At 52.0% G+C, this 11,796-nt stretch carries 12 protein-coding genes; 8 read left to right on the top strand and 4 right to left on the bottom strand.

Going from position 1 to position 11,796, the window contains the following annotated elements; genetic code table 11:
* The first annotated feature begins 306 nt into the window (after positions 1-306).
* Positions 307-1,209 (top strand): helix-turn-helix transcriptional regulator, encoded by a 903-nt coding sequence (locus ACQ3G7_RS23890; RefSeq protein ID WP_430892683.1) that lies wholly within the window; start codon positions 307-309, stop codon positions 1,207-1,209.
* Between the two features lie 27 nt (positions 1,210-1,236).
* Here ACQ3G7_RS23890 and ACQ3G7_RS23895 read toward each other — a convergent pair whose 3' ends face one another.
* The 3 genes from ACQ3G7_RS23895 to ACQ3G7_RS23905 form a co-directional block, all read right to left on the bottom strand.
* Positions 1,237-1,635: a (R)-mandelonitrile lyase gene (locus tag ACQ3G7_RS23895; protein ID WP_263098741.1), complete on the bottom strand. Its 399-nt coding sequence runs from the start codon at positions 1,633-1,635 to the stop codon at positions 1,237-1,239.
* 142 nt (positions 1,636-1,777) lie between these two features.
* Complete coding sequence (locus tag ACQ3G7_RS23900) at positions 1,778-2,941, bottom strand: multidrug effflux MFS transporter (protein WP_430892686.1); 1,164 nt, start codon at positions 2,939-2,941, stop codon at positions 1,778-1,780.
* A 113-nt stretch (positions 2,942-3,054) separates the two neighbouring features.
* Positions 3,055-3,657 carry a helix-turn-helix domain-containing protein gene (locus tag ACQ3G7_RS23905; RefSeq protein WP_430892688.1) on the bottom strand — a complete coding sequence of 201 codons (603 nt, stop codon included), beginning with the start codon at positions 3,655-3,657 and terminating at the stop codon, positions 3,055-3,057.
* 45 nt (positions 3,658-3,702) lie between these two features.
* Between ACQ3G7_RS23905 and ACQ3G7_RS23910 the strand changes: the two genes are divergently transcribed.
* The 4 genes from ACQ3G7_RS23910 to ACQ3G7_RS23925 all read left to right on the top strand — a co-directional run bounded on the left by ACQ3G7_RS23910 (position 3,703) and on the right by ACQ3G7_RS23925 (position 6,841).
* Positions 3,703-4,395, top strand: coding sequence for a B3/B4 domain-containing protein (locus ACQ3G7_RS23910; RefSeq protein WP_430892690.1), 693 nt, complete (start codon positions 3,703-3,705; stop codon positions 4,393-4,395).
* Positions 4,396-4,408: 13 nt separating this feature from the next.
* Complete coding sequence (locus ACQ3G7_RS23915) at positions 4,409-5,293, top strand: dihydrodipicolinate synthase family protein (RefSeq protein ID WP_430892692.1); 885 nt, start codon at positions 4,409-4,411, stop codon at positions 5,291-5,293.
* Positions 5,294-5,463: 170 nt separating this feature from the next.
* Positions 5,464-6,387 (top strand): DUF8812 domain-containing protein, encoded by a 924-nt coding sequence (locus ACQ3G7_RS23920; protein WP_430892694.1) that lies wholly within the window; start codon positions 5,464-5,466, stop codon positions 6,385-6,387.
* On the top strand, positions 6,377-6,841 hold the full coding sequence (locus ACQ3G7_RS23925; RefSeq protein WP_430892696.1) for a lysozyme inhibitor LprI family protein: 465 nt from the start codon (positions 6,377-6,379) through the stop codon (positions 6,839-6,841). Before ACQ3G7_RS23920 ends, ACQ3G7_RS23925 begins: the two co-directional genes overlap by 11 nt.
* A gap of 53 nt (positions 6,842-6,894) precedes the next feature.
* Here the strand turns inward: ACQ3G7_RS23925 and ACQ3G7_RS23930 are convergent, their stop codons facing one another.
* On the bottom strand, positions 6,895-7,953 hold the full coding sequence (locus ACQ3G7_RS23930; protein ID WP_430892698.1) for an AbrB family transcriptional regulator: 1,059 nt from the start codon (positions 7,951-7,953) through the stop codon (positions 6,895-6,897).
* A gap of 884 nt (positions 7,954-8,837) precedes the next feature.
* On the opposite strand from ACQ3G7_RS23930, the gene ACQ3G7_RS23935 reads away from it, so the two are divergent.
* From ACQ3G7_RS23935 to ACQ3G7_RS23945, 3 genes are read left to right on the top strand one after another with little or no spacing between them, the layout of a single operon-like run.
* Positions 8,838-9,290, top strand: coding sequence for a phage tail protein (locus tag ACQ3G7_RS23935; protein WP_430892700.1), 453 nt, complete (start codon positions 8,838-8,840; stop codon positions 9,288-9,290).
* A gap of 15 nt (positions 9,291-9,305) precedes the next feature.
* Complete coding sequence (locus ACQ3G7_RS23940; protein ID WP_430892702.1) at positions 9,306-10,379, top strand: phage tail sheath family protein; 1,074 nt, start codon at positions 9,306-9,308, stop codon at positions 10,377-10,379.
* A gap of 17 nt (positions 10,380-10,396) precedes the next feature.
* Complete coding sequence (locus ACQ3G7_RS23945; RefSeq protein WP_430892704.1) at positions 10,397-11,767, top strand: phage tail sheath family protein; 1,371 nt, start codon at positions 10,397-10,399, stop codon at positions 11,765-11,767.
* Positions 11,768-11,796: the final 29 nt, after the last annotated feature.

Below are 11,796 nucleotides of genomic sequence, written 5' to 3' on the forward strand. Positions count from 1 at the left end.
CACCTTCGATTTCCGTCAGTATCAACGCGGCAGAGGTATCGACCTGCGCGAAATACCGTACTTCACCCACGCAACAGGCTGTACTGACATTTCCTGTCAGGACAATAGGTTATCTTTCCCTCGGTGAAATAAAGGGGTTGTATAAATCTGCTGCTGTCTGCGGAAATTTCATTTTAGTTTTTTAGCTTTCTGCCGTTAACCCCTAAGAACAAACACTTTTTACCTATAAAACAGGGCTATGCCGCCATGGTCAGGCCGTAATCGTTTAACGTCTTCTGAGACTTTTGACTCCGGAACCAGGGGAACATGAAAGAAAGTCACGACAGAAAACATGACCCGCTCATTGAGCGGCTCTGTGAAATTTTCGGTGCGCTTTACCAGGGGCGAACTATTGATAAAGCATGGCTTTGCGATAAGTTCGGCATCACGGAGCGCACGGCTTATCGGGATCTTGCCAGACTGGGGCATATCCTCGATCAGGTTGCTCCCGGGCGCTACAAACTCAGTTCACATCTTCTGCCTTCTCTGCATACCGGTCACCTGGCGGAGTTCGCCGATTTTGCCGGTGTGGCGCATCTTTTCCCACGCAATGACGGCCAGTCGTTACGCAACAGCATGAAAAATCGTGACAACATTGCATTTCATGCCCCCAGTAGTCGGGAAAACCGACTGATTGAAGATCGCATCAACTTATTAAACCGGGCGATCACCACACGTTGCGAAGTGGAGTATCACTACCGTGACAAGGCCCGCCTGGCACAGCCTTACCGGCTGATCAACCAGTACGGCTTGTGGTACCTGGCCGCCGTTGAACAAGGGCGTCTGAAAGCGTTTGAACTGGCGAAAATTGAAGGCATTAAAGAAACGACGCGGCATTTTACACCGCATGCGGATGTACTGGCCGAACTGGATAGCGGCGTGGGGATCCGTTTCGGTTCAAGGGTGGAGACACGTCTGCGGGTTTCTGCTCAGGTGGCGGAATACGTTACCCGCCGTTCACTCTTTCCCTCGCAGCGTATTCTGGAACAGCATGACGATGGCAGCCTTACGCTTTCAACCGCCATCAGCGATCCCCATACGCTCTTTCGCTGGTTACGTTACTGGCTACCGGACATCGGCATCCTGTCGCCGCAGTCGCTGCGTGAGCAATTTGAGCAGGATTTGCATACCCGTTATACCCACGGTGTGATGCTGATGGCGCAGAGATAATCTGCGCCGGAAACAGCCAGATGGCTTTTATTGCCCGTGATACTGCTCATCGGTCACCTGCTCCAGCCAGGTGACCGGACTCCCGTTTAACGATTCGGCAATGGCGATATGCGTCATTGCGCTTTCGGCCGTCGCGCCATGCCAGTGTTTAACCTCTTCCGGGATCCAGACAATATCGCCCTGATTCATCTCCTGCACGGCTTCGCCTTCGCACTGGATCCAGCCTTTGCCATGAATGACGATCAGCGTCTGGCCCAGTGGATGGGTATGCCATGCGGTGCGAGCGCCTGGCTCAAATGTTACCGTTGCGCCGCCCACACGGGCAGGCGCCTCGGCTTTAAATGGCGCGTCAATGCGTACGCGACCGGTGAAATACTCGTGTGGACCCTGCGCCGAAGGAACGGAAGCATTACGGGTGATTTTCATGTTGTTCTCCTGTGTATGGGCACGTCTGTATAGCGTAGCGTGTGGATAATTCGTCTGACGGGAAAGTGGTGTGACGATCATAAAACCCGCAAGCCGTGGCGACTATTGGCGAAAATCGGCATGGCTTTATGACTGCGGCTCATCAATGGCGACGCAGCACCATCACCGCGCTGGCGACGGTGAAGAGCGTCATGATCCATGCCATGGTCCACGGCGTGCCGTCGCGAAAGCCTGCAAGCAACAGCGAAGAGATAATGCCGCTGCCATATTGCAACGCACCAATCAGCGCCGAGGCCGATCCGGCCATCAACGGTGCAGCGTCCAGCGCGGCGGCGGTTGAGGTGGCGGCAATAATGCCGTTCATCGAGAAAAACAGGAAAATCGTCACTACCACCGCAACAATGCCGCCCGGATGCAGCTTCACCGCCAGCGCTAACGCAAGAACGGCGAACATCGCCACGGTCACGGCGGTTTTCAGCACATGATCCAGTGGGTAGCGCTGTACCAGGCGGCGGTTCACCATGCTCATGCCCATCACACCGACGATATTGACGGCGAAAAGCCAGCCATAGTATTGCGGGTCAATGCCATAAAAGCGGATGTAGACAAACGGTGACCCGGTAATAAAGGCATAGGCAGCCACATAGAAAAAGGTCAGGCACAGCGTATAGCGCATAAAAGCACGGTTACTCAGCAGCGCGCAGTAATTGCGAAACGCGCCAGGTAACGAGGCTTTCACCCGCTTTTCCACGCTCAGGGTTTCCGGCAGGGCGAACAGCGACAGGAACATCAGCCCGCCGATCAGCGCCAACAACCAGAAGATGGCGTGCCAACTGGTGAAGCGAATGATTTGCCCGCCCGCCAGCGGTCCGACAATCGGCGCAATCGCCATAATAACGATCAGCGTTGAGAGCATCTGCGCCGCGCGGGTACGGCTAAAGAGATCGCGGATCATTGCCCGCGCCAGCATCGGGCCGGTACAAGCGCCGAACGCCTGAAACACCCGCCAGAAGACAATCTGATGAATATCCGTCGACAGGGCGCATCCGGCAGAGCCGATAATAAACAGCACCATACCGATAAACAGCGGCAGGCGGCGGCCCAGCGCATCGCTGATTGGCCCCCACACCAGTTGCGCCAGCGCAAAGCCGATTAAAAAGCCGGTGACCGTCAGTTCGATGTCGCCTTGCAGCTCTGTTGCCATTCGCGGCATGGCGGGCAGATAGATATCCGTCGACAGGGAGGTAAACGCCATTAGCGCGCTGAGGATCGCGAGAAACAGCGGCCCGTGTATCTTGTTGTTCATAAGATCCTGATAAGAGTAGCGATGGAAGGGCGCCGACAAAGGCGGAACGCTATCTTAAGCAGGCGGGCGAAAATGATAACCCCACTAAATCATAATGGGGTTATGAACAGGATTCATGAATGTCGTTCGCTGACCGTCATGGTGAAAATGACCGTTTGTGTGGTGTCATTGGCATAATGGTGCGGCACATCGGTTTGCGCGACCGCCGAGCAGCCTTCTGCAATAAGCAGCGCAGTTTGATCCACCTGAATAGCGAGAGCGCCGCTTTCCACATGTAACAGCTCCACCGTGCCGGACGGATGTCCGGGGGAGGTAAAACGCTCACCAGGAAACATTTCCCAGCGCCACATTTCCAGCATATCCGGGCCACTGGTGCCTGCCAGCAAACGGGCTGAACCGCCTTTTTCACCACGCCACAGCACCGGTATCTCCTCCGGTGTGATCAGATGTGCGGTCGGTTTACTGGCGACATCCACAATGTCGGCCACCGAGACGCCCATCGCCGCCGAGATTTTACACAGCAGGGCGATACTGGGGTTGGCGAGGCATTTCTCGATTTCCACCAACATGCCTTTGCTGACGCCCGCCCGGCGGGACAGCTCATCCAGCGAGAGTTTTTGTTGTTTGCGAAACGCCTTGATACGCGCTGCTACCGCTTCACTGACGCGTTGAATGTCTGCGCCTGAGTCGGTCGATTTATTGACTTTTTTGGTCATCGGTCGATAGTATGAAATAAATTGGTCACTAAAAAGGATTATCCGATGCTTTCCGTTCAGCCGTCAATCGATGCCCGCCTGGCGACCATCGCGCCAGGTTTTCATGCGCTCAGCGTGATGGTGGATGCCACCACGTTGCTCAACCCGCAGGTGGGCGAAGAGGCGCTGCTTGGCGCGTGCGCTTCTGTTGTGGCTGGTGGCCCGGCCTGGGCAGATGCGCACCTCGCCGCATGGGACACGGTGTTTAAACAGTTCGGCGCGAAGCCAAAGCGTACGCCCAACTCGGCGCTGGCGCTGCGTAAACGTGTCCAACGGGATGGCGTGGTACCAGCAATTGATCCGGTGGTGGATCTCTATAACGCCATTAGCCTGCGCTACGCTATTCCGGTGGGTGGCGAGAATATTGCCGCCTATGTGGGTGCGCCGCACCTGACCATTGCAGACGGTAGCGAGCGGTTCGACATCATGAAAGAGGGGCAACTGGCGCAGGAGTCTCCCGAGCCGGGCGAGGTGATCTGGCGTGATGATGTGGGCGCGACGTGCCGCCGCTGGAACTGGCGTCAGGGCGTGCGCACCCGCTTAAGCGCCACCGATCGCCGGATGTGGTTTATTCTTGAAAGCCTGCCGGAGATGCCGAAGGCGGCGTTATGTGAAGCGGGCGACGAACTGATCGCCGGGTTGCAACGTATGATGCCGGGTTGCAGTAGCCAAATAACGCTGCTCGGGTTTGATATCTGAAGAGGATAACAGAATGGATTTCACAGGATTGAGCGCCTTTTCGCTGACGCCGCTGGTGGATGACAAGCTGGACGAAGCGGCCTATGTGCGGCTGATTGAACGGCTGCGTGCCGCCGGAGTGGATTCGATTGGCGCGCTGGGGTCGACCGGGTGCTACCCCTATTTCAGTCGTAACGAACGGGCCACCGCGTTGCGCCTGGCGACAGAGTACTCCGGCGCAGTGCCGGTGATAGCAGGTATCGGCGCGTTGCGCACCCGCGATGTGTTGTGGCTGGCGGAAGATGCTCAGAAAGCGGGCGTTAGCGCGCTGCTGCTGGCGCCAGTCTCTTATCACGCACTAACGGAAGATGAGGTGTTCGATCTGTTTGACGCGGTGACCCGCGAACTCTCTGTGCCGTTATGTGTGTACGACAACCCCGGCGCTACGCACTTTACTTTTAGTGATGCGCTGATTACCCGCATTGCACAGTTGCCGAATATTGGCTCTATCAAAATTCCGCCGGTGTTTGCGCTGGAACGCATTGCCAACCTGCGGTCGCAGATCCCGGAAACAGTCACTCTGGGCATCAGCGGCGATGCGATTGCGGTAGACGGACTAAATGCCGGATGCGGCATCTGGTATTCGGTGCTGGGTGGGCTGTTCCCGGAGGTCGCGCTGGCTATCTCCCGCGCGGCGCTGACGGGCGATATGGCCCAGGCACGCGCCAGGTCGGATGCGCTGGTGCCACTGTGGGATCTGTTTAAACGTTACGGCGGCAGCCTGCGGGTGATAGCCACCGCCGCGGAGCTGCTCGGTACGGTCACTGCACCTTGCCTGCCTGCGCCCCTGCACACGCTGACGGGCGACGCCCGACGGCAGGTGGCGGAAGTGATTGAGACGCTGCGGCTGGCGAAGTGAGGGTCGCCGTCATGTGGAGGCCCGTTAGTCAGCAATAGCAGGCCGGATAAGCATTAGTGCTGTCCGGCAGAAAGCCACCACATGGCATTATCAACCCGGCCAATATTCCGCTTTTCATCTCATCATATTGGGTTCATGATGATTCCGTTAACGTTATTAAAGGAATAGTAATGAAACGATATCCTTCACCCACTGGAATTTTTCCGGCCACAATAATAGCCAACAGTGTTGGAAATTGTGGCGTGAATGATCCAAAAGATGTGAAAAAGCTACAGAAGAGTCTGATTGATGCTGGATATATTCTGGCGACAGGGCGAACACTCAATGTCGATGGTATATGTGGAGCAGAACTCATCAACGCTATACAATGGGTTCAGAATTTAATAAACATGCCAGCTAACGGTATGGTTTCACCGTTTACATTAGCGTTTTTTGAAGCCCTGAGTAATATAGATACTCAGTGGCAGCCCAGCTATAAGCCAGGAAATTTAAACGTCAGTATCGGACAGTATACTTTTGATAATGAAGGGCAGGACATATACTTTATACCTCTGCGTGCTAAACGCATGAAATATTTTAGCAGAATACTGCACCATCCTGATCAAAATTCTGGCGTGACTATTGGTCGTGGCTTCGATATGAAAAAAAGGAGTGTTGGCAATATCTATAATGCCATGCGGATTGCTGGTATTCCAGAATACAAATGTGTAATATGTTCTAAAGCCAGTGGGTTATATGGCCGTGAGGCAGATCAATTTGTTTCAGTTTTCAGAAATATGGTGGGAGAAATCACACACCAACAACAAATATCTCTTTTTGAAAACGCATATAGAGAAATTGTTAATTATGCTAGTGGTGTTTATAGTCGGGCGGTGAGCAAAGAATCTGCAGCCTTGCCATGGGATAAGTTAGACAGAAAGATAAGGGATGTATTCGTAGATACCCTTTATCAAGGTAACAGTACTGCCTGGGAGCTATCAAGAGCCGCGATGAAAAATGATATTCCCGCAGTGATTGAATATTTTAGAAATGACCCAACTTGCATACAATATGAAAGTTCACGACAAAGAATAAGGTATCTCAATGAAGCTTAAGACATTACTCATTATTTCGGTGAGTTGTGCTCCTTTATCTCTCTCCGCTCAGACACAACTGACGCAAGGAAATGAAGTGAAAAAATGTTATTCCGTCGGACAGTATGCGGATGTCTCGCCTGCTGAATGTATTGAGCAGGCGGCGAGAGAAAGTAACAAAACGCTCAAGCAGGCGGTTGATGACAAAATGCGTAAGATAAACACCTACGAACCTTACGCTGAGCCTTACTCAATGGAGCAGGGTGGTGAAAGTATCAAGAATGTTTATGGGAAAGCATTCCGTGAATCACAGCAGCTGTGGGAGCAGTCCCGTGATCGCCTCTGTACAGCCATAGCCACTCCCTCGGGCAATGCAACGGACAGTTATAACGCGGGTTATATGCAGTGCATAATCAACATGGACCGTCGGCGTCTGGAAGAACTCAATATGCTGCCTCCTTTTGCGAATCACTGAACTTAAGTGCGCCTTCTTATTACTTAAATATATAAAACGACAGAGGTTAGAGGCTATGTCCCCAGCCGTTTTGCGACAAAACGTGAGATCGCAGGCCCGGTGATCAGCACCAGAATAAAGCGCCCGGTCTGCATTGCCATCACAAATGAAATATCCACATGGCTTGATGAGGCGATAATCGCCACCGTATCAGCTCCACCGGGGCTGGTGGCCAGGTAAGCGGTCAGTGGATCGATACCCGCGAAGTGCACCAGTAAAAAGGCGAAACCGCAACACACGGCAACCAGCGTCAGCACCGACAGCAGCACGCGCGGCAGCGCGCGGGCGGCGTAACCCACGATCTCCCGCGTAAAGCGCAGGCCGATGCTCCAGCCGATAATGGCGTAAGAGAGCGCCAGCAACCACGGCGGCAGTTCAAGGCGCAGCAAACCGGTATCTTCCACAATCGTCCCTAAAACCAGCGTGATAAGCATCGGCCCGGAGGGCATTTTCACCTTGCGGGCAATCAGATAGCCTGCGGCGATAATCAGTAGCGTCCCGGCAAATGCGAACACGCGCAGTGGGCCAAACAGCGTAAATGTCGCTACGGCGTGGTCCGGGTTATCGGCTCCCATCCACATGCGGGTAACCAGCACCGCGACCAGCGCCACAATCATTACCCGCAGGTACTGCATAAAGGCCACCAGTCGCACATCTGCGCCAAAGCTCTCGGCCATGATGGTCATTGCTGCTGCAGCACCTGGCGACGATCCCCAGATGGCGGTAGAGCCGGGGAACACCTGTAACTTCGCCATGATCCAGCCAAGGATCGCGCTGGCGAAAATCACCGCCACAATACAACTGATGAACAATGGCCAGTCGGCCGCGATGCGACCAAAAACTGAGGGGGGAATGGCATGAGCGATCATCGCGCCGACCACCGCTTGCGCCGCACTGAAGCATTTTTTACTGATGGTGAGCGGGTGGTTGGTGATAGCGAGAAAAATGCCAGCGAACATTGGGCCTAAGAGTAGCGCCGCAGGCAGATGGATCAGCTCCATCAGCGCCACCAGCGGTATTGAAATGGCAAGTAGCCGCAACCAGTTACGAAGTAGCGGAGAGGGGAATGTCATTAACACCTCCTCCTGCGTCCTGCGGCTACGGCATTAGAAGCAATGTAAGGCATAGCGTCCCCGGCAAAGAAAAACAGTAATTGTATGATAATAAAGGTATACCGTGACTGTATAAGGTCTTCGCTCACCCTGCAATCTTTCATGCCGGATAAAGGAATTATTTTTTTCTACGTTAATAAAACGATCTGTGCTGCTAATATCTCGTTGCACAGGGGAGAAATGCTTTATCGGGCTATTTGTATAGCAAAGAGACAGGACAGGTGTTTGTTATTTTTATATTTTTAACATGTTTATAGTGTGCTTTTTAAACGAGGCGACATTCGGTGATGCCCGAATAATTATTCCTTATCAAAACGTGAATGTACACTTTAAAAAAATCTTTAACTGTATGATTCTATTATTTGGGTTTGTGTCTTTCTTATCGAATAGATGAAAAATCCGAATTCTCTTAAGGTAAACTTGCCTTTTTAAATGACCCTATCTAATTTTTTATTAATTATTTCTCTTTAGCCGCTTGTTTTTTTGTTTAAGGAAAAATAATTAACTTTTTTCACGGTTTTTAGTCTCAACAATATCAATCGTTTGTATCGATAACTCACAACTTATGCGCATTCTTTGCGCTTATTTTGTCGTTGTTATTTTAATAGTGATAATTTTTTTTGATGTTTAAAAGTGCCTGTCGAATCACTCTTTGGCGTATGGCATGGGCGGTAGCGTGCCTTTTTTAAATTTAAAGGTAACGATTTCTACTAATTCAAGCCGGTGAGAATGATTCGATATTCACTTTATCTAAAGAGTGTGCAGTATTGTCCATGCTTATAGCTGCATTGTCCATGTCTGCACTTCATGTCAAAACGCTGTGTTAACTCCAGAAGGATATATCCATGGCTACTACAGCTGATGAAATTGCCAGCCTTTATCCCATTCCCACCTATCGTTTTATCGTTACGCTTGGTGATGAACAGATGCCATTTTCCAGCGCGTCGGGCCTGGATATTAATTACGATACTATCGAGTACCGTGATGGCACAGGAAATTGGTTTAAAATGCCCGGCCAACGGCAAGCCATTAATATTACTCTCTCTCAGGGCATATTCCCGGGGCAAAATGGCCTTTACGATTGGATTAATTCTATTCAGTACAATCGGGTGGAAAAGAAAGACATTCTGATTAGCCTGACTAACGATACCGGCACAGAAGTATTACTGAGCTGGAGCGTGTCGAATGCTTTCCCCACCGCGCTCTCCTCACCGTCGTTCGATGCGACCAGTAATGAAGTGGCTGTCCAACAACTGACGCTGATGGCGGACAGAGTCACCGTGCAGGCCGGCAGCTAATACAGGAGCTGAATAATGGCGACCACCACCACCTGGCCCGGTGTCTATTTGGGTGAAGATACGACGGCCAACTTTGTCGTGTCATCGTCAGCGACCGCCGTACCTGCCTTTGCGTATCGTAAATATGTGGGGCAGCCGCATCACGATAATATTTACGTCTTCAATAACTGGGCGGAGTTTGTTAAAACCCAGCAAGGGAATGACAATGAATATGCCTATGTTATTGCCATAAAATTGTGGTTTATGAACGGTGGCGGTAAATGTTATCTGTTCCAAAAAACCTATCTGGATTACCTATTAAATCAGTATGACGATATTACGTTGGTTGTCGCTGCGGGTACCGGGAGCGATCTGTTTAATCAGATCACTGAGTTTTCAAATCGTCGTGGTCATCAAGTATTTATACTGCTTGATGCCGACAATGCAAAAATTGGCGCTGCGGATACTGCCGCTACCATTATGGCGGATTATCCGGCACTGGCAAACGCGGCTGTTTTTTACCCGTGGGGGACTTCGCTGCTCGGAAGTAATATTCCCCCCAGCGCAATGGCCGCGGCTGCGATTGCGCAAGCAGACAGCTTACTCGGTGTCTGGAAAGCCCCGGCCAATCTGGTCATTAAAGGGGTAGCGTCACTTAAATACCCCGTCAGTGATGATTTACAAGGACGATTTAACCAGGGTAAAGCGCTGAATATGTTTCGCGAATACCCGGAGTCCGGCGTCCTGTTATGGGGTGCCAGAACGCTGGAAGATAGTGACAACTGGCGTTATATCCCGGTGCGTCGACTGTTTAATATGATTGAAAAGGATGTCCAGCTTTCGCTTAATAAGGTGGCATTCGAAACCAATAATCACCCAACCTGGCAGCGTGTTAAGGCCGCGCTGGATAATTATCTCTATGGCTTGTGGCAGCAAGGGGCTTTGGTGGGCAATAACCCGAAAGAAGCCTGGTTTGTTGAGGTGGGTAAAGGCATCACGATGACGGAGGAAGATATTCACCAGGGTCGGCTTATTATCAACCTTGGTCTGGCAGCCGTTCGTCCCGCTGAATTTATCCTACTGCAATTCTCCCAAGATATTGCTCAATAATTTACAGGAACAAAATTATGTCAATCGAAACCATTGTCCCCGGTGTTTATATTGAAGAAGACGCCACCCCGGCAATATCCGTGAGCCAGGGGGCGACGGCCGTACCGCTATTTATCGGTGCCTTTGCAGCGCTGGACGATAAATATAAAGGTAAAATTCTCAGAATCAGCGGCTGGCTTGATTTTGTACAAATGTTTACCGCGAGTAGCGCAGGCTATTCTGCATCCGTTGAAATTACCTCTACGGAAAAGACAGACGCTTCAGGAGAAACTGGCGGTACCGAGACAACCGACTCTGGCGCAGCGGCCACGGCAGCGGCTGTTGCATATGAATACGTCCCGAAAGCCCCCGTTGTGACCGAAGCGACCGCGACCCTGGCGTTACAGCTCTATTTCCAGAATGGCGGTAACCCTTGCTATGTCTTTGCGCTCGAAGACACTACCGATGCCACGCTATTGGCAAGTATACCGACACTGATGGGCGATTATGACGACATCACCCTCCTGGCCGTGCTCGACGGCACAGAGGCGTACCGGGATGCCGTTTACAAGGCGCTGACAGGCTCGTTGGATCAGAGCAAAGGCTATTTCTTAATCGCCGACAGTGAATCTGCAGCCGCGCCGGATTCAGTGAAAGGGTTTGATCATGTGGCAGTTTACTACCCGGCTCTGTCTGTAAAACCGGGGAAAATCAATGATAGCGATGTGGCGATCTCGGAATATAAAGATGGCACGACTAACACCGTAACAACGCTGGCAGATCTGAGGAAAACCAATTCAACTCTGGCTGCTCAGGTGTCGGATCTGCTGACTCAGAGTGTGCCTGCACTTACGGTTCCCGCCTCCGGAGCGATGGCGGGTGTCTACTGTAAAACCGACCGTGAACGCGGGGTATGGAAAGCGCCCGCTAATGTGATCCTTAGCGGTGTATCGGATGTTAGCGTGCGCGTGTCGGATGATGCGCAAGGGCCAATGAACGAAGCCGGTGTCAATGTGATCCGCTACTTCAGCGATCGCGGTGTCGTGGTCTGGGGCGCCAGAACGCAACAGAACGATGATAACTGGCGTTATATCTCCGTTCGTCGGCTGTTTGACACCGCAGAGCGCGATGTCAAAAAAGCGATGCGCCCGGTGGTGTTTGAACCTAATAACCAGCCAACCTGGACCCGTGTCTGGGCTGCTATTGATACCTACCTCTACGGTGTCTGGCAAAAAGGCGGCCTGGCCGGAAACAGCCCGGAAGAAGCCTACTTTGTGCGGATTGGTAAAGGCATCACCATGACTGAAGAAGACATCAATCAGGGCAAGATGATTGTGCAGATCGGGATGGCCGCCGTGCGACCTGCGGAATTCATTATTCTGCAATTTACGCAAAATATGGCGCAGTAAACCTTTCGCTGACGCTCTTTTCCCTGTTC

The sequence above is a fragment of the Kosakonia sp. N21 genome, from assembly GCF_050587465.1.
GTDB lineage: Bacteria > Pseudomonadota > Gammaproteobacteria > Enterobacterales > Enterobacteriaceae.